Origin of the sequence: Nonomuraea sp. NPDC001636 (assembly GCF_040298265.1) — a bacterium.
Lineage (GTDB): Bacteria > Actinomycetota > Actinomycetes > Streptosporangiales > Streptosporangiaceae > Nonomuraea.
Map to the genome: position 1 here is coordinate 150166 of NZ_JBEOZT010000017.1, position 17468 is coordinate 167633.

Annotated in this window: 14 protein-coding genes; 8 read left to right on the plus strand and 6 right to left on the minus strand. The window is 72.4% G+C overall.

Annotated features, from left to right (window positions below; genetic code table 11):
- Positions 1 to 35 precede the first annotated feature (35 nt).
- On the plus strand, positions 36 to 1628 hold the full coding sequence (locus tag ABT158_RS29180) for a cellulase family glycosylhydrolase (protein ID WP_352358704.1): 1593 nt from the start codon (positions 36 to 38) through the stop codon (positions 1626 to 1628).
- Positions 1629 to 1762: 134 nt separating this feature from the next.
- Here the strand turns inward: ABT158_RS29180 and ABT158_RS29185 are convergent, their stop codons facing one another.
- The 5 genes from ABT158_RS29185 to ABT158_RS29205 all read right to left on the minus strand — a co-directional run bounded on the left by ABT158_RS29185 (position 1763) and on the right by ABT158_RS29205 (position 8200).
- A complete protein-coding gene (locus ABT158_RS29185) occupies positions 1763 to 2284 on the minus strand; it encodes a hypothetical protein (protein ID WP_352358706.1) in 522 nt (173 codons plus the stop codon).
- Positions 2281 to 3366, minus strand: a complete 1086-nt coding sequence (locus ABT158_RS29190) for a lytic polysaccharide monooxygenase (RefSeq protein ID WP_352358708.1) — start codon at positions 3364 to 3366, stop codon at positions 2281 to 2283. The genes ABT158_RS29185 and ABT158_RS29190 overlap by 4 nt, the downstream gene beginning before the upstream one ends.
- 168 nt (positions 3367 to 3534) lie before the next feature.
- A complete protein-coding gene (locus ABT158_RS29195) occupies positions 3535 to 4812 on the minus strand; it encodes a serine/threonine-protein kinase (RefSeq protein ID WP_352358710.1) in 1278 nt (425 codons plus the stop codon).
- Positions 4799 to 5770 (minus strand): LacI family DNA-binding transcriptional regulator, encoded by a 972-nt coding sequence (locus tag ABT158_RS29200; protein ID WP_352358712.1) that lies wholly within the window; start codon positions 5768 to 5770, stop codon positions 4799 to 4801. Before ABT158_RS29200 ends, ABT158_RS29195 begins: the two co-directional genes overlap by 14 nt.
- A 228-nt stretch (positions 5771 to 5998) precedes the next feature.
- Positions 5999 to 8200 carry a transglycosylase domain-containing protein gene (locus tag ABT158_RS29205; protein WP_352358714.1) on the minus strand — a complete coding sequence of 734 codons (2202 nt, stop codon included), beginning with the start codon at positions 8198 to 8200 and terminating at the stop codon, positions 5999 to 6001.
- Between the two features lie 192 nt (positions 8201 to 8392).
- Between ABT158_RS29205 and ABT158_RS29210 the strand changes: the two genes are divergently transcribed.
- The 4 genes from ABT158_RS29210 (at position 8393) to ABT158_RS29225 (ending at position 12495) form a co-directional block, all read left to right on the plus strand.
- Complete coding sequence (locus ABT158_RS29210; protein ID WP_352358716.1) at positions 8393 to 9688, plus strand: cytochrome P450; 1296 nt, start codon at positions 8393 to 8395, stop codon at positions 9686 to 9688.
- A 106-nt stretch (positions 9689 to 9794) separates the two neighbouring features.
- On the plus strand, positions 9795 to 10964 hold the full coding sequence (locus tag ABT158_RS29215; RefSeq protein ID WP_352358718.1) for a hypothetical protein: 1170 nt from the start codon (positions 9795 to 9797) through the stop codon (positions 10962 to 10964).
- A complete protein-coding gene (locus tag ABT158_RS29220; protein WP_352358720.1) occupies positions 10961 to 11959 on the plus strand; it encodes a hypothetical protein in 999 nt (332 codons plus the stop codon). The genes ABT158_RS29215 and ABT158_RS29220 overlap by 4 nt, the downstream gene beginning before the upstream one ends.
- 125 nt (positions 11960 to 12084) lie before the next feature.
- Entirely contained in the window at positions 12085 to 12495 is a 411-nt protein-coding gene (locus ABT158_RS29225) for an STAS domain-containing protein (RefSeq protein WP_352358722.1), read from the plus strand.
- On the opposite strand, the gene ABT158_RS29230 is transcribed toward ABT158_RS29225, so the two are convergent.
- Positions 12483 to 13889, minus strand: coding sequence for a dihydrolipoyl dehydrogenase family protein (locus tag ABT158_RS29230; RefSeq protein ID WP_352358724.1), 1407 nt, complete (start codon positions 13887 to 13889; stop codon positions 12483 to 12485). The genes ABT158_RS29225 and ABT158_RS29230 overlap by 13 nt on opposite strands.
- Positions 13890 to 14052: 163 nt before the next feature.
- Between ABT158_RS29230 and ABT158_RS29235 the strand changes: the two genes are divergently transcribed.
- From ABT158_RS29235 to ABT158_RS29245, 3 genes are all read left to right on the plus strand, one after another.
- Positions 14053 to 15435, plus strand: coding sequence for a hypothetical protein (locus ABT158_RS29235; protein ID WP_352358726.1), 1383 nt, complete (start codon positions 14053 to 14055; stop codon positions 15433 to 15435).
- On the plus strand, positions 15432 to 16526 hold the full coding sequence (locus ABT158_RS29240; RefSeq protein ID WP_352358728.1) for a sialidase family protein: 1095 nt from the start codon (positions 15432 to 15434) through the stop codon (positions 16524 to 16526). Before ABT158_RS29235 ends, ABT158_RS29240 begins: the two co-directional genes overlap by 4 nt.
- Before the next feature lie 142 nt (positions 16527 to 16668).
- Complete coding sequence (locus ABT158_RS29245; protein ID WP_352358730.1) at positions 16669 to 17427, plus strand: IclR family transcriptional regulator; 759 nt, start codon at positions 16669 to 16671, stop codon at positions 17425 to 17427.
- Positions 17428 to 17468 lie beyond the last annotated feature (41 nt).

A 17468-nucleotide genomic window follows, 5' to 3' on the forward strand; every position in this document is an offset into this window, starting at 1 on the left:
GGGGGCGGATCCACCGGCTCAGGGAAAGGCAGCACATGCGATCACTGTTCACCGCGCCGGCGCTCGCCGCCGCGCTCGTGGCCGCCTCCTTGATCGTGCCGGGCACCGCGGCGCGGGCCGCCACCGGCATCCACGTGAGCGGCACGAAGATCCTGGAAGGCAACGGCCAGGAGTTCGTGATGCGCGGCACCAGCCACGCCCACACCTGGTACCCGGCCCAGACCAAGGCGTTCGCCGACATCAAGTCGCTGAAGGCCAACACCGTGCGCGTCGTGCTCAGCGGCGGCCGGTGGAGCGCCAACTCCGCCTCCGACGTGGCCGGCGTGGTCTCCCTGTGCAAGCAGAACAAGCTCATCTGCGTGCTGGAGGACCACGACACCACCGGGTACGGCGAGCAGAGCGGCGCGTACACGCTCGACCAGGCCGCCGACTACTGGATCAGCGTCAAGAGCGCCCTGGCCGGACAGGAGGACTACGTCGTCGTCAACATCGGCAACGAGCCGATCGGCAACAACGCCACCACGCCCGGCTGGGCCGAGGCCACCAAGGCCGCGATCGCCAAGCTGCGCGCCAACGGCATCCACCACGCGCTGATGGTGGACGCCCCCGCCTGGGGCCAGGACTGGCAGAACGTCATGCGGGACAACGCCGCGTCCGTCCTCGCCGCCGACCCCGACAAGAACACGATCTTCTCGGTGCACATGTACGGCGTCTACGACACCGCCGCCGAGATCACCTCGTACCTGGACGCGTTCCGGACGGCCGGGCTGCCGCTGGTCATCGGCGAGTTCGGGTTCAACCACTCCGACGGCGACCCCGACGAGGACACGATCATGGCCCAGGCCGTGAGCCGCGGCCTCGGCTACCTGGGCTGGTCGTGGAGCGGGAACGGCGGCGGCGTCGAGTACCTCGACCAGGTCACCGGCTTCGACGTCACCCGGCTCACCTCGTGGGGTCAGCGGCTGTTCAACGGCGCCGACGGCATCGCCGCCACGGCCAGGCAGGCGTCCGTCTACGGCGGCGGCACCACCGACCCGACCCCGCCGAGCGCCCCCGGCGCCCCGGCGGCCTCGAACGTCACCTCGTCCGGCGCCACCCTGACCTGGCCGGCCGCCACCGACAACGTGGGCGTGACCGGCTACGACGTCTACACCTCGGCCGGCGTCCCGCTCGGGGCGACGGCCACCACCTCGATCACCCTGACCGGCCTGTCGCCCTCGACCGCCTACCAGGTGCACGTCAAGGCCAGGGACGCGGCGGGCAACCAGTCGGCCGCCTCGCCCACGGCCTCCTTCACCACCCTGGCCGGCGGCGGCGACGGCGGCTGCACGGCCGTGGGGACCGTCCAGAGCCAGTGGGGCAACGGGTACGTCCTGCAGCCCGTCACGGTCACCAACACCGGCACGACCGCCAGGAACGGCTGGACGGTGACGTTCACGCTGCCCGCGGGTCACACCGTGACCGGCTTCTGGAACGCCGCGGTGACGGTCAGCGGGCGGACCGTGACCGCGCGGAACCTGAGCTACAACGGCACGCTCTCGCCCGGCGCGGCCACCGCTTTCGGGGTCCAGGCCGGTCGTCCGGACGGCGACACGTCCGTTCCGTCCGGCTACACCTGCGCCGGCTAGCGAAGGAGGAGGTGAGGCCGATCAACTGATCCTGCCCGCGACACCATCCCGCCCGGATGGGACGGACGCGGCCGGCGAACCCCCAGCCGGCCGCGTCCGTTTGCGCCGCCCACCGGCTCGGCCCAGCACGGCGGTCAGCGCGGGTCCTGGGCGTGGGAGAAGCGTTCGCGGGCCGCGTCGATGGCGGCCTCGTCCGAGAAGTCGGCGAACGCCTGGTCGTGGTAGCGGGCGGGGATCAGAGCCCGGACCCGCTCCGGATATCCGGGTCCGGCGGCGGGCACCTTGACCTGCGGCGGCACGCCCAGCCGGACGGCGATGGGCCCCGAGGCCCGGACGGACATCGCCCAGTCGCGGCTCTCGCCGACGATCGCGCACAGGTGCCGGGCGTAGACCCAGCGCACCTCGGCCAGGCCGGCGGGGTCCGGCGGGTCCGTGCCGAACGGCTCCACCGCGCACACCACCCGCGACCCGAACCCGTGCCCGTGCTCGTGGTGCTCCTCGGGCGTGGCCCGTTCGAGGATCAGCGTCACCTGGGCGGCGAGCTCCTGGTCGAGCCGCGCCGACTCCTGGTGGGCGGCGAACAGCGCCGCCCCGGCCAGCGCCAGGCCGGCCAGGGCGACGCCTGCCGCGATCTTCCCGCGACGTGGTCCGGTCACGGGCTCGTGCAGGTCAGCGCGGGTGCGGGGCTCGGGATCGAGCCGGTGGCGTTGAAGCCGAACGTGGTGGACGCGTTCGGCGCGAGCTGGCCGTTGTAGGAGGCGTTCTTGACGGAGACGTTCGGCGGCTGGGCGGACAGCACGCCGTTCCATGGCGCGCCGTCGAAGCCCTGGCCGCCGGGGTAGGTCCACTTGACCGTCCAGCCGTTCAGTGACGTCGTGCCGGTGTTCTTCACCGTCACCTCGCCCTGGAAGTGGCCGGCCCAGCCGGTGTCGGTGGCCTTCCAGGTGGCGGTGCAGCCGCCGGGGGGCGGGGTCACCGTCGGGGTCACCGTCGGGGTGACGGTCGGGGTGGACGTAGGCGTGCCCGAAGGCGTGCCGCCGCCGGGGCCGACGCCGGTGACCTGGCCGTTGCCGCCGTCGAAGACGACGTCGGAGCAGCTGTAGAAGTTCTCGTTGCTGTCGGAGCGGATCCAGTGGGTGTAGATGATGTGCCGCCCGGTCTTGCCGGAGGGGAGCTGGGCGTTCCAGTAGTAGTAGTTGAGCCCGCCGGGGCCGCCGCTGGCGGGCGGGTTGGTGACGCTGCCGAACGACTCCAGGTCCGACCACTTGAGCGGGCCGTCGGGGTTCCAGCCGTTCTTGGTGACGTAGTAGACGAAGGTGCCAGGGTGCTGGGCCCAGTTGCTGTGCCGCATCTGGATGCTCGCGCCCGACGTCAGGTGGGTCAGCGGCCAGTCGGAGCGGACGGCGTTGTAGGCGGTGAAGTCGTAGGGGCCGCCGGTGCCGCCGCTGCAGAGCTGGCCGTCGGGGATGAAGCCGCTGGTGCGCCCGGCGCCGTCGGACCGCAGCACGGCGAACCAGTTGTAGAGCGGGGTCGCGCCGCTCTGGGCGACGGCCGCCGCGCAGGCCGGGTTGTAGGACTGGATCTGGCCGTTCTCGCGCAGGCCGTCCTGCCAGCACAGGAAGGTTCTGGCGCCGGGGAACATGGACACGCCGTGGGCCTGCGCCTGCGGCGGCGCGATCAGGACGGTGGCCAGCAGGACCAGGGCGGCGGTGAGCGCCGCCGTTCGAAAGTGTTTCATGGGGATTCCTTCGTGCAGGGGAACACAGGAACGCCCACGATCAGCCCGCCCGGCCAGCGCATTGAACCATGGGCGGCGCCGTCCCGACAACGCGGTGTGAAAGTTTCAGCCGATCTTGGTCAGCGCCTGTCCCGGCGGGCGCGAGGGGCGCCGATCACGGCGTGCCCCTCAGCCGGGTTCCATGGCCCGGTCGATCACCTTGAGCCTGGCCTCCAGCTCCGCCCGGCAGGCGGGGGCCAGGCGGCCCTCCCTGGCCCGGTCGGCGACCTTGCGCCGCACCTCGGCCGTGCCGGTGACCGCCGGGCCGCGGACCAGGGAGTCGAGCACCTGCTTGAGGTCGAGCACCACGTCCGCGTCGGTCGCGTCGCACGGTTCGCCGTCTTCGAGCGAGTCGTGGAAGCCGTCCACGGCCTGCTCGACGGTGACCGACCCGGCCGCCGAGCTCCGCAACGCCCGGGAGGCCGACGCCCCGGCGGACGGCGTGACGGACGGCGTGAGGGAGGGCGTGACGGACGGTGTGACCTGCGGCGACAGCACCGGCTCCGGCTCGGACCGCTGGAACCACAGCAGCACGGTGAGCGCCAGCAGCGCCGACCCGGCCATCGTCAGCCCGCGCCGCACCTGCCGGGCGATCCCGGCCGTGCCGAGCGCCGAGGTCAGCGCGGCGACGATCTCCTCGGCCGTGGGCCGCTCCTCGGGCAGGTGCGCCAGGCAGCTCTGGCAGAGCGAGGCGACGCCGTGCGGCACGCCGGTCACCCGGGGCGGGGGATCGGTCCGGCGCGCCGCCTCGATCTCCTCCCACGTCGTCTCCGGGTACGGGGTGCGCCCGGTGAGCATGGCGAACAGCAGCACGCCCAGGGCGTACACGTCCACGGCGGGGTGGGTGGGGGCGCCGAGGAGGCGTTCGGGGGCGACGTAGGGCGGGGTGCCGCGGTCGTCGTCGGGGTCGCCGGCCCAGGCCGCGATGCCGAAGTCGAGCAGTTTGGGGCCGTCGGCGGTGAGCAGCACGTTCTCGGCGGTGACGTCCCGGTGGACCAGGCCGCGGGCGTGCCCGGCGATCAGCACGCGGGCCAGCCGCAGGGCGATGGCCGCCGCCTCCGTCCACGGCAGCGGCCCCTCGGCGATGCGCTCGGCCAGCGGGGTGCCGTCGAGCAGGGGCATCACCACGTACGCGGCCACGCCGCCCTTCGCGGTGACGGTCTCGCCGTAGTCGTAGATCTCGATCGAGTCCCGGTGGATGAACCGGGCCGCGGCGCGGGCCTCGCTGCGCACCCGGACGCGTTCGCCGTGGTCGGTGTGCAGCGAGGCGGTCAGCACCTTGACCGCGACCAGCCGCTGCAACGACTGGTCGAAGGCACGCCAGATGACCGACATGCCGCCGTGGGCCAGCGGGTCCAGCAGCAGGTACCGCCGGGCCAGCACGTCCCCCGGCTCAAGCTGACTCACGGATGACCAGTTCCGTGGGGAGGACGGGGTCGATCCCCGTCGCCCCGGTCAGGAGCAGGCGGGTGGCGACCGTGGCGAGCTCCTCGACGGGCTGGCGGATGGTGGTCAGCGCCGGGACGGTGTGCCGGGCCACGGGGGCGTCGTCGAAGCCGATCACGGCGACGTCCGCGGGCACCTTGCGGCCGGCCCGGCGCAGCGCCTGGATCGCGCCGGCCGCCATCAGGTCGGAGGCGACGAAGACGGCGTCGAGGCCGGGCGCGTGGCGTAACAGCCACTGCATGGCGTGCGTGCCCGAGGCCGCGGTGAAGTCGCCGTAGGCCACGGGCACGTCGGGGGCGCCGGCCGACTGCAGGGTGCGGACGAGCCCTTCGAGCCGGTCGCGGGCGGCGGGCAGGGAGGGCGGGCCGCCGATGGCCGCCACGTTCCTGCGGCCCTGTAACAGCAGGTGCTCGGCCGCCTGCCGGCCGCCGTCGAGGTTGTCCACGTCGGCGTAGGGCAGCTTGAGGTCGTGGGGCGGCCGGCCGATGTTGCGGACCGGGATGCCGGCGGTGGACAGCTTGATGGCCAGCGGATGGCGTTCGCGCGCGCCGACGATGAGGACGGCGCCCGACAGCGCGGGGAGCGTGGAGGAGGTGGGCGTCACGGTCGTCACCATGAGGTGGGTGCCGTGCTCGGCGATCACCGCTCCGGCGGCGGACAGGAGCCTGGCGTAGTAGGGCTCGGAGAACAGGCGGGGGAGATGGTCGCAGATCACCGCCGTGACGCCGTCGGTCAGCGTCTTGGCGGCGCTGCCCCTGGGCGCGCGTTGTCGGACGTAGCCCATGCGGGAGACGGCGTCGTAGACTTGCCGGCGGGTCGAGGTACTGACCCGCACCGAGCCCGTGAGGACTCGAGATGCGGTCGCGGGGGAAACCCCTGCAGCGGCCGCCACCTGTGCCAGTGTGGGCTGCTCGGTCATGGAGCACCTCGCGGAAAGATCCTGGGAGCGCTCCCACGTTACCAATGTTTCGCCGCTGTTAACAGGGCCTTTGCAGGGGGTGCGTCCCGGTGTGCGGACGCCCGCCGAATCTGCTCAGGTGGGGGCGGTGGTCACCGCCGGACGTTTTCCCGCCGCAGGTCGATCACGACATATTGACCATCCGTTAGGGGTATCCGGGACGCGCCGGATACCCCTGGACGTCCGTCTCTAGCGCCTGCCCCGGCCGCGGCCGTGACCGTTGCCGTCGCCGTTCTGGTAACCCTGGCCGGGGCCGAAGTCGCCGTCGGGGTTGACGTCGGTGAGGCCCTGGTCCCTGTTGTCGTCGGGCTCCTGCCTGCGGGGTGCGCAGCCCTGGCCGCAGCCGCCGAAGCGGGAGGAGTCGACCGGGGTGAAGGCCGTCGGCGGGGTGCCCTTGAGCGCGGCCTTCATGGTGGCGTTCCAGATCGGGCCGGGGATGGAGGCGCCGAAGACCGAGGAGTAGTACTGGCCGCCGATGGTGATGCCGTTCAGCTTGTGGGTCGTCGAGCCGCGCGGGTCGCCGATGCTGACCGCGCCGGCCAGGTCGGGGGTGAACCCGGCGAACCAGGCGGTGGCCTGGTCGTCGGTGGTGCCGGTCTTGCCCGCCGCCGGACGGCCGATGCCGCCGACCGCGCGCATCGTGCCCTTGGTGAAGACGCCGGACAGGATGTTCGCCGCCGCGTCGGCGACCTCGGGGTCGAACGCCTGCGTGCACTTGGGCTTGTACTCGGTCACCTTGCCGTTGCGGTCGGTGATCTGGGTGATGGCCGTCGGCGGGCAGTACTTGCCGCGCGCGCCGATCGCCGCGTAGGCCGTGGCCACGGTCACCGGGTCCATCTCGTTGATGCCGAGCGTGAACGTCTCGAACTCCTGGAGCTTGCCGCCGTCGGAGCGCTTGATGCCGAGCGACTTGGCGGTCTCGACCACCTTGCAGAGGCCGACCTTCTGCTCCAGCGTCATGAAGAACGTGTTCACCGAGCCCCAGGTGCCGGTGGCCAGCGACTTGAAGCCGCCGCCGCCCTCGTCGTTGGTGACGGTGTGGCTCGGGTCGCCGACGTTCTGGCCCTTGCAGTTCTTGAACGCCCAGTAGTTGGGGGCGGTGTAGCCGCTGCCCACGTTGAAGCCGTCGTTGATCTTCATGCCCTGCTTGAGCGCGGTGAGCAGGGTGAACGTCTTGAACGTCGAGCCGGCCTGGAAGCCGACGCCGCCGCCGTGCACCGCGTCGGCCACCACGTTGTACGACATCTCGTGCTTGCGCCTGGAGTTGCCGTACTTGCGGCTGGCGGCCATGGCCTTGATCTCGCCGGTGCCCGGCTTGACCAGGGCCTCGGAGGCGACCGGGTTGTCGGAGGCGTAGACGTGCTTCTTGATGGCCTCCTCGGCGGCCTCCTGCATCTTCGGGTCGATCGTGGTCTTGATCTCCAGGCCGCCCCGGTTGAGGAACTGGGTGCGGGCCTTCTTGGTCTTGCCGAAGGCCGGGTTGCTCAGGATCTCGTTGCGCACGTACATGCAGAAGTACGGGTACTGGCTGGCGCCGCAGCCGCCGGGCAGCGGGGTGCCCTTGTAGCCGAGCTTCTTGGCCCTGGCCTCCTCGTGCTGCTCAGGCGTGATCTTCTTGAGCTCCAGCATGCGGTCGAGCACCACGTTGCGCCGGTTGAGCAGTTGCGCGCGCGACTCCTTGCCCAGGTTGGGGTCGGTCCGGTTGGGGTCCTGGACCGCGCCGGCCAGCGTGGCCGCCTGGGAGAGCGTCAGATCGGCCGCCGACACGCCGAAGAACCGCTTGGCCGCCGCCTCGACGCCGTACGCGCCGGCGCCGAAGTAGGCGATGTTGAGGTACTTGCCGAGGATCTCGTTCTTGCTGTACTTCTCCTCGACCGCCATCGCGTAGCGCAGCTCCTTGAGCTTGCGGGCGTAGCTGGCTTCGAGGGCCGCGTTCTTCTCCTTCTCGGTGGTGGCCGAGTTGAGCAGCACCTGCTTGACGTACTGCTGGGTGATGGAGGAGCCACCCTGGGCGATGCCGCCCCTGCTGAGGTTCTTGGCGAGGGCGCGCACGGTGCCCTCGATGTCGATCGCGCCGTGCTCGTAGAAGCGGTAGTCCTCGATGGAGATGATGGCCGTCTTCATGATGTCGGCCACCTGGTCGAGCGAGACGTTCTCGCGGTACTCCTCGTAGAACTGGGCGATCTGGTTGCCCTTGGCGTCGAGGACCGTCGTCTTCTCGGCGAGGGGCGGTTCTTTGAGGTCTTCCGGTTTGATGTTCAGTTCCTCGGATGCCGAGACGAACATCGCTCCGGTGCCGCCGACCGCCGGCAACGCGATGGCCGCGGCCACCACTCCCGCGGCCATCGCAGCCCCGGTCAGGCGCACGATGCTCGACATTCGGGAACCCATGCGGAAAAACCTCCCCATCTCGGCTTTTGGGTGCATCCTAAACCCGCCCATGACCTGCTCTCTGTAAAAAGACGAAGCGCACGCCGGCGGTGGATGCTTCTACCCCGGGTGAGACGCCGAAGCACGGGATTTGGTTCGCCGGGTTTCCCGTCGAATTCGTTTCCTGTGGGTCTGCGGGGATAGGGCGTGGTCATGACTTCTCACCGAGTGTTGCCACGCGAGCAGACGCGGGTCCGTGAGCCGGTCACCGCTCCCCGCCGGAAGCCGGTCCTGGACGACACCCTGCCGCTGCTGCTCGACCCGTACCGCTTCATCGGCGACCGGGCGCGGCGGCTCGGCTCCGACGTCTTCGAGACGCGGCTGCTGCTCCAGCCGACCATCTGCATGACCGGCGCGCAGGCCGCCGAGGTCTTCTACGACCCCGAGCTGTTCGTCCGGGACGGCGCCGCGCCCCGGCGGCTCCAGGCGACGCTGTTCGGCCGCAACGGCGTGCAGGCCCTCGACGGCGAGACCCACCGGGCGCGCAAGGCCATGTTCATGTCCCTGATGAACCGGGAGGGCCGCGACCGGCTGGCGGAGCTGGCCGGCCGGCGCTGGCGCGAGCGCATCCGCGCCTGGCAGGGCAGGCCGCGGGTCATGCTGTACGAGGAGGTCAGCAGGCTGCTGTGCCAGGCGGTCTGCGACTGGACGGGCGTGCCGCTGCCGCCCGCGCGGGTGCCCGAGGTCACCGCCACCCTCCAGGCGGCCATCGAGGGCGCGGGCGGGCTCGGCCCCCGCTACCTGCGCGGCCGGTACGCCCGGATCAAGGGCGACCTGTGGCTGTCCGGCCTGATCCGCTTCGCCCGCGAGGACCCCGGCCGCTTCGCCGGCACGGTGACCGGCCTGATCGCCGGCTACCGCGACCCCGACGGCACCCTGCTCCCGGCCAGGACCGCGGCCGTCGAGCTGCACAACGTGCTGCGGCCCACGGTGGCGGTGGCCAGGTTCGTGACGTTCGCGGCCATGGCCCTGCACGCCCACCCGGAGTACTACGAGCGCGTCCGCGAGGGCGACGGGCAGTTCGTCGAGCACTTCGTCCAGGAGGTGCGCCGGTTCTACCCGTTCTTCCCGTTCGTCGCCGCCAAGGTGGCCAAGCCCTTCACCTGGAACGGCGAGCACTTCCCGCAGGGCCGGCGGACACTGCTCGACCTGTACGGCATCGACCACGACCCGCGCCTGTGGGACCGCCCAGGAGAGTTCCGCCCGGAACGGTTCGCCGAATGGGACGGCGGCGAGTACGACTTCGTCCCCCAGGGCGGCGGCGACCACTACGAGGGGCACCGGTGCCCCGGCGAGTGGATCACCGTGGACCTGATGAAGCTGGCGGTGACCGCGCTGACCCGCTGGATGACCTACGGCGTGCCGGCCCAGGACCTGCGCATGCCGTCGTGGCGCGCTCCGGCCGTCCCCAACAGCCGTTTCGTCATCGACCAGGTCGAGGCCGTCTGAGATTCGGGCAGCGCCGGGCAAAGAAGCGTGTTGTCGCGCGGGTGCGCGCGCGAGGGTCTGGCAACGTTCACCGGGGCGATTCTTCCTGGCCTTGGTGGAGGGTTTCATGCGTCGTGTCGTGGACGACGAGGAGCAGGTCGATCAACTGGTCTCGGCCGCCAGGGCGTACTGGGGGGACGGCGCGGGCGACACGGGATGCGTGGTGGCCGAGGCGTTCGACGAGGACGTCCGGGCGGTCGTGCGCACCGTCCTGGTCGCCAAGGCCGTGTGCGGGCTGCTGTCGGCCCGGCTGGTCGTGCTCACCGACCCGCGGTGGCGGCCGCTGGCCGAGGCGTTCGGGGCCGCCGCCGACCTGGGGCCGCCCGACGCGCTGGTGACCAGCCGGATCGATCCCGGCGTGCGCACCGACATCCCGGTCGTGCACGTGCACGGCACCGGGTCGCTGCAGGCGTACGCGCTCTTCCCTGGTGAGACGCCCGTCTCCTTCGGCGAGGAGCTGCCCGGCCGGGTCGCGGAGTTCTTCGAGCACCAGATCTGGCCCAACAGGGAGGCGATCCGGCCGAGCGCCGAGCGTACGGCCTGGCGGGCCAAGGAGGGCTACCAGGTCCGCACCGACACCGAACGCCGCCAGCTCCGCCTCTACGGCTGCTCCAGGCTGTGCCTGGACCCCGGCCGGCCCACCGTCACGGTGTTCGGCCACATGCCGGGCCGCGACACCGAGCTGTTCGAGGAGACCGAGCGGTACGCGGCCGCCGAGGAGTCGGCCAACTGGCTGTTCCTCGACCGCCTGCGCTCCGGCCTGCTGTCGCCGAACATCCTGTGGAGCATGACCGACGTCGCCGTCACGTTCGGCGGCAGCGACCTGCCCGCCTTCGGCGTCCCCGTCATCCAGGCCGGCTGGTCGGAGGGCGCCGCCTGCGGGGCCACCCACCTCGCGCGCACGCCGGAGGAGCTGCGCGACCGGCTCGCCGAGGCCGTCGCCGTGCACGGCAAGGCGGAGACGATCCTCGGCCCGGAGCAGCGCGAGCGCGCCCGCCTGTGGTTGTGGCTGCGCCGCTGCGGCGCCGACGTGCCGACCCAGATCCTGCCGCGCTGGGAGCTCGGCCCCGACTATCCGCGGGCCCTGGCGGTCTCCCTGCGGCACGCCGAGCCGGACGGCGACCCGCTCTTCGAGGCGGTGCGCCGCATGTGGGAGCGCCGCGACCCCGTACTCACCCGATTCGACTTCCAGGACCTGGCCAAGACCACACTGACCCCCGCGAGGAGCGCCCGATGACCGGAACAGGACCCATCACAGAGCTCGACCCGGTGATCCTGCCCGCGATCCCGCCCGTCCACGTGACCAGCGGGCGGTTCCCCGCGCTGCAGGTGATCGACCGGCTGCACCGGGGCAGCCAGATCGTGGGCAGGTTCGAGACGTCCGGGCTGGTCGGCTTCAAGGTGTCCGCGCAGGGACGGCCGCTGCGGGTGCAGATGTCGCTGTCCATGGACGAGCGGTCGGTCAGCGGCTGGCACACCGGCAGGACGGGCCCCGACTTCACGACGCCCCGATGCGTCCAGATCCGTTCCCAGGGCCGCCTGCGCCAGTGCGTGCTGCTGCGCGGCCGCAACCCGCACGCCCGCGTGGCCTTCGACCTGACCCCCGAGGAGATCCCGGACGACGGGCTGATCTGCGTCGAGGCCCTGGACGTCATGGAGGGCGACGGCGTCTGCGACGAGGTGCGCACGTTCCTGTCCGGCCGGATCCAGGAGGACGGGGCGGCCGGGCTGCGGCTGAACAAGATCGTGTTCGAGGAGCCGCCCGAGGTCGACTACGACCCCGACACGCTCGACGGCTCCCGCTGCGAGCTGTCGTCGCTGATCAGCGGCGGCGGCCTGGCCAACGTCAACCGGCAGGGCGTGCGCGTCCTGCGGGCGGGCATGTTCGTGGTCAACCCGGTGCTGCGCGACACGTTCGGGGCCAGCGGGCGGATCACGCTCCGGCTGGGCACCAAGGCGGAGGCGGCCAGCATGATCCCGGCGACCTGGCGGCGGGTCAACAGCGAGCTGCGCTGGCTGCGGCACGCCACCAGGAAGCTCCTCGGCACGGCGGCCCCCACGGTGGAGCGCGTCTACAGCCTCAGGGACGGCGTGGCCGGGCCCTTCGGGCAGACCGTCCACGGGAACGTCACCGAGCTGGTCCTGCCGAGCCCGACGGTCTCGCCGTTCCTCGTGGTGATCGAGCGGGTGCCGGGCGTCCTGCCGACGCTGGAGTCCGGCACCTCGGACTAGCGGGAGCCCCTTGACCCGTGTGACCTGCGACAGCCGGTGAAAGTCGGCCGTTTCGGCGGGAAAACTGGCGATCACCGGTGATAACACCGCTCTGAGGGCAGTTGTCATGGGTGGGCGGGAACGGTTTGAGCATCGAGACGATCCGGCATCAGCAGTGCACGGTCGTGCGCGCCACGGGCGAGCTCGACCACGCGGGACGGGTCAGGTTCAGCGCCCACATCAACGCGGTGTGGGACTGGTCGCCCGGACCCGTCCTCGTCTTCGACCTGGCCGACCTGGTCTTCTACGACTCCTCCGCCATCGGCGTGCTGGCCACGGCGATCCAGCGGATGGAGGCGGAGCCGGGCGGCCGGATCATCGTGGTCGGCCCGTCCGAGCACCTGCTGTCGGTGCTGCGGCTGACGGACCTGCTCTCACACGTCGAGCTGCGCGGCAGCGTCGAGGAGACCGTGGCGGAGCTGACGGTGGGCGCCGTCCCGCCGCCCGTCCCCCCGACATGGTCCGGGGGGACGTCGGACGTCGCCTACAACCCGTAGGTCTCCAGCAGCCGCAGCCAGATCTCGCTCACGGTCGGGAACGACGGCACGGCGTGCCACAGCCGGTCGAGCGGCACCTCGCCGGTGACCGCGATCGTGGCGGCGTGCAGCAGCTCGCCGACGCCGGGACCGGCGAAGGTGACGCCGAGCAGCACCTTCCTGTCCTCGTCCACCACGGCCTTGGCACGGCCCCGGTAGCCGTCGCCGAGCAGGTACGCGCCTGAGACCGAGCCGAGGTCGTACTCGACCGCGCGCACCCGGAAGCCGGCCTTCCTGGCCTCGGCCTCCGTACGGCCGACCGCGCAGACCTGCGGGTCGGTGAAGACCACCTGCGGCGCGCCGAAGCCGCCGGCCAGGTCGCGCATGGCGGGCAGGTCGTCGCCGTGCGCCCGCGCCGCGATCACGTCGCCGCAGATCCTGGCCTGGTACTTGCCCATGTGGGTGAGCAGCGCGCGGCCGTTGACGTCGCCGACGGCGTAGAGCCAGCCGCCCGGCACGCCGGTGGCACGCATGCTGTCGTCCACCTCGACGGGCGCGTCGTCGGGCAGGCCGACCGTGTCCAGCCCGATTCCGCGCGTGGCGACCTTGCGGCCGGTGGCCACCAGCAGCTCGTCGGCCTCCAGCGGCGGCCCCTCCGACAGGTGCACGGTCACCTTGCCGCCCGGCTCGGGCCGCTCGACCCTGACCACGTCGGTGTGCAGGCGCACGTCGATGCCCGCCTCGCCGAACGACCGGGCCACCAGCTCGCCCGCGAACGGCTCGATCCGGCCGAGCAGCCCGCCGCCGCGCACCAGCACGGTCGTCTGCCGCGCCCCCAGCCCGTGCATGGCCTGCGCCATCTCGCAGGCGACCACGCCGCCGCCGATCACCACCAGGCGTTCTGGCACCTTCGTCGCGGCGGTGACCTCGTGGCTGGTCCACGGCTTCGCCTCGGCCATGCCCGGCACCGGCGGGACCGCCGCCGTGCTGCCGGTGGCCAGCACGACCGCCTGCCGGGCCGTGAGCACCCGCTCGCCGCCGTCGGGCGTCGTGACGACCACCCGCCGCTCGCCGTCGAGCCGCCCCCGGCCGCGGACGAACTCCGCCGGCACGCCCTCGACCCAGCTCACCTGCCCGGAGTCGTCGTAGCGCGAGACCGCCTCGTCGCGCCGGGCGAGCACCGCGGCCACGTCGATCGGTCCGAGCGAGAGCCCCGGCACCCGGGACACCTCGCCGGCCAGGTCGACCGGGCGCAGCAGCGCCTTGCTCGGGATGCACGCCCAGTAGGAGCACTCGCCGCCGGCCAGCCGCTCCTCGACGATCGCGGCGCTCAACCCGCCGCGCACCGCCCGCGCGACGACGTTCTCGCCCGCCGGACCGGCCCCGATCACGATGACGTCGAACTCCTCAGCCACGCTGCCTCCCCACACTCGTCTTCGATTCGCACTCTTTCATGCCCTGCTCGCGCCACCCGCGGTGGCCACGGGCGTGAACCCTTTCGGCCCGCGACGGAGAGACCGGGTAGATGCCCGCGCCGTCCGGGGGAGCCCGCTCGGCCCCCCATGAAGGAGCTTCCCCATGCCGGCGCCGTCTCCTGTGTTCGTGCTGCCCGGAAACGGCCTGGGGCGGCATCGGGCGCTGCTGGTCGCGCTGGTGCCCGCCGTCGCGCTGCGGCTGCTCGCGATGGCGGGGTACCGGCCCGCGCTGTGGTTCTGGGCGGACTCGTTCTCCTATCTGGAGGCCGCGGGCGACCTCGTGCCCGGGACGTTCCGGCCGCTCGGGTACTCGATCTTCCTGGCCGCGCTCGGGCCCGGGAAGAGCCTGGCGCTGGTGGCCGCCGTGCAGCACGCTCTCGGGCTGGCGCTCGCCGTGGCCGTCTACGCCCTGCTGCGGCGGCGCGGACTGCCCGGCTGGGGCGCGACGGCCGCCGTCGCGCCGCTGCTGTACGACGAGTTCCTGATCCTGCTGGAACACATGATCATGGCGGACGCGCTGTTCACCGTGCTGGTCACGGCCGGGATCCTGGCCTTGTCGGGCCGGCTCACCCCGGCCACGGCGGCCGCCGGCGGCGTGCTGCTCGGCCTGGCCGCCGTCACCCGCACGATCGGGGTGGCCGTCCTCGTGGTGGCCGCCGCCTGCCTGCTGCTGCGCCGTCCCGGGCCGCGCGCGCTGCTCTGCCTGGTCCTGGCGGGCGCGGCGCCGCTGCTCGGGTACGCCTCCTGGATGTGGGCCACCAGCGGCACCTTCGGCCTGACCAAGGCCGACGGCCTGTTCCTGTGGGCCCGCACGATGACCTTCGCCGACTGCTCGGTCATCAGGCCGGAGCCCGAGCTGGCCCCCCTCTGCCCGAGGACGCCGGTGGCCGGGCGGCCCTCTCCCGCCCACTGGATGTGGGGGCCCACCCTGGACGCCGTCCCCGGCGACCGGAACGCGCTGGCCGGCCGCTTCGCCCGCGAGGCCGTCCTCGCCCAGCCCGGTGCCTACCTGGCCGCCGTCGGGCGCGACCTGCGGTGGCTGCTGCGCTGGGAGCGCACCACGGCCAGGAAGGTGTCGGACAGGAAGGTCAATCCGTACTGGTTCCCCTACGAGGAGCGTCCGCTGCGCGCGTCCGTACGGCGGATCGCCGGGGCGTACGAGGGCGGGCCGGCGGACACCCGGATCGTCGAGCCCTACGCGGGCTGGCTGCGGGCCTACCAGCGCTTCGGCTACCTGCCGTACCCGGTGCTCCTGGCGCTGCTCGGGGGCGCGCTCGCGGTGGCGGCCGTACGGCGGCGGCCGGACGCGCTGCTGCCCGGCGTGGCCGCCGCCGTGCTGGTCGTGGCGCCGTCCTTCCTGAGCGGGTACGACGTGCGGTACGTCGTGCCGGCTCTCCCGCTGGCCTGCCTGGCCGCCGGGCTGGCACCGGGACGTCCGCCGGAGGTCGGGAGACGTTCACCTGCGGCGCCTAGCGTTCGCGCATGACTCCTCACCCCACGTCGGTGGTGTACCGGGCGGCGTCCGAGGGCTATCACACCTTCCGCATCCCGGCGGTCGTGGTGACCGGGGCCGGGACGCTCCTCGCCTTCGCCGAGGGGCGGCGCGGGTCGGCCGGCGACTCGGGGCACATCGACCTGGTGCTCAGGCGGTCGGCCGACGGCGGGCTGACGTGGGGTCCGCTCCAGGTGGTCGCCACGGAACCGAACCGCGGCACCGTCGGCAACCCCGCGCCCGTGGTGCTGGACGACGGCCGGATCCTGCTCGTCACGGTCCGGCAGGGCCCGTCGGCGACCGAGGAGAAGATCAGGCGGGGTCAGGTGCAGGCGGCTGAAGGGCGGCGGGTGTTCGTCCAGGTGAGCGCGGACGACGGGGTCAGCTGGCCGGCCCCGCGCGAGATCACCGCCCAGGTCAAGCGTCCCGAGTGGCGCTGGTACGCCACCGGCCCCGGGCACGCCGTCCGGCTCCGCAGCGGGCGCGTCGTGGTGCCGGGCAACCACTCCCTGCCCCCGTCCGGCTCGGACGACGGCACCGAGGGCCGCTACAACGGCGGCCACGCGCTGCTCAGCGACGACGGCGGCCGTACCTGGCGCATCGGCTACGTGGACGACAACCCCGACGGCTACGTCAACGTCAACGAGACCACCGCGACCGAGCTGCCCGACGGCCGCCTCTACCTCAATGCCAGGACGGACTCCGCCGCGCCGGGCACCCGCGCCGACGCCTGCTCCTCCGACGGCGGGCAGCGGCTCGACCTGCCCTTCCGCCCCCAGGCCGGGCTGACGGGGCCGGTCGTGGAGGGCAGCGTGCTGTGGTGCGAGCCGCCCGGCGTGCTGCTGTTCTCCGGCCCGGCCGCGCCCGACGCGCGGGCCCTGATGACGGTACGGGCGAGCACCGACGCCGGGGTCACCTGGCATCCGGTGCACACCGTGTCGGGCCTGCCCGCCGCCTACTCCGACCTGGTCAGGGTGGACGGCGACACGGTGGGGCTGCTGTTCGAGACCGGCGACTTCGGGCCGTACGAGAGCATCGCCTTCCGCCGCATCCCGGTCGCCGGGCTCGACCCCCGCCGGGCGTAGCCGCCCGTTCCTTTCCCGCAGCTCTGTGCTGACACAGGGCTGTGCTGACTACGCTGAGACGACCACTGTGCGACCGCGTGTACGGAGTGTTCCGTATTACGCGCTAGCATTCCGATCAGCGGAACAGGCGAGGGAGAGTTCAGTGGCTGAGACCCAGTCCCCTGTGGGGAGCGTCGATCGTGCCCTGCTGATCCTGCAGGAGATCGGGAGACACAGCAGGGGAGTGACGCTCGACGAGCTGGCCACCAGGCTGCGGCTGCCGAAGAGCTCGCTGCACCGCCTGCTCGGCGCGTTGAAGCACCGGGGCTTCGCGGCCCAGCCGGAGCCGAGCGGGCCGTACTTCCTCGGCACCGAGATGCTGGCCACGGCCTTCCGGTTCTACGAGACGATGGACCTGCGCACGCTCGTCCGGCCGCTGCTGCTGCGGCTGAGCGAGGAGTTCTCCGAGACCGTGCACATGGCCATGCTCGACGGCGACGAGGTCGTCTACCTGGACAAGGTCGAGGCGGTGCGGTCGATCACCATGACCTCGGTCGTCGGCGGGCGCAACGCGGCCCACTGCACGGGCGTGGGCAAGGCGCTGCTGGCCTGGACGTACCCGACGGACGAGGCGGTCAAGGCGTGGGCCGAGCGCTACGGGCCGCTGGCCGCCAGGACCAGGAACACGATCACGAACCCCGCCAAGCTGGCCACCCACCTCGACCAGGTCAGGCAGCAGGGATACGCGCTCGACCTGGAGGAGAACGAGCCGGGGGTGCGGTGCGTGGCGGCGCCGGTCTTCCTGGGCAAGACCGCGCCGGTGGCGGCGGTGAGCGTGACCGCGATCAAGGACCGCATGTCCGTCGCCCGCCTCGAAGAGGTCGGCCACGGCCTCCGCCGCGCCATCTCCGCCCAGGTCTGACCCACCCCCAAGCCACCCGCCCCTGCCGCGCCAGCCCCCCG

Bases quoted from the DNA above. Each gene is read 5' to 3' on its own strand.
- ABT158_RS29190 (WP_352358708.1), bottom strand. From the start codon at position 3,366: ATGAAACACTTTCGAACGGCGGCGCTCACCGCCGCCCTGGTCCTGCTG.
- ABT158_RS29210 (WP_352358716.1), top strand. From the start codon at position 8,393: ATGACTTCTCACCGAGTGTTGCCACGCGAGCAGACGCGGGTCCGTGAG.
- ABT158_RS29180 (WP_352358704.1), top strand. From the start codon at position 36: ATGCGATCACTGTTCACCGCGCCGGCGCTCGCCGCCGCGCTCGTGGCC.
- ABT158_RS29215 (WP_352358718.1), top strand. From the start codon at position 9,795: ATGCGTCGTGTCGTGGACGACGAGGAGCAGGTCGATCAACTGGTCTCG.
- ABT158_RS29240 (WP_352358728.1), top strand. From the start codon at position 15,432: ATGACTCCTCACCCCACGTCGGTGGTGTACCGGGCGGCGTCCGAGGGC.
- ABT158_RS29205 (WP_352358714.1), bottom strand. From the start codon at position 8,200: ATGGGTTCCCGAATGTCGAGCATCGTGCGCCTGACCGGGGCTGCGATG.
- ABT158_RS29220 (WP_352358720.1), top strand. From the start codon at position 10,961: ATGACCGGAACAGGACCCATCACAGAGCTCGACCCGGTGATCCTGCCC.
- ABT158_RS29200 (WP_352358712.1), bottom strand. From the start codon at position 5,770: ATGACCGAGCAGCCCACACTGGCACAGGTGGCGGCCGCTGCAGGGGTT.
- ABT158_RS29235 (WP_352358726.1), top strand. From the start codon at position 14,053: ATGCCGGCGCCGTCTCCTGTGTTCGTGCTGCCCGGAAACGGCCTGGGG.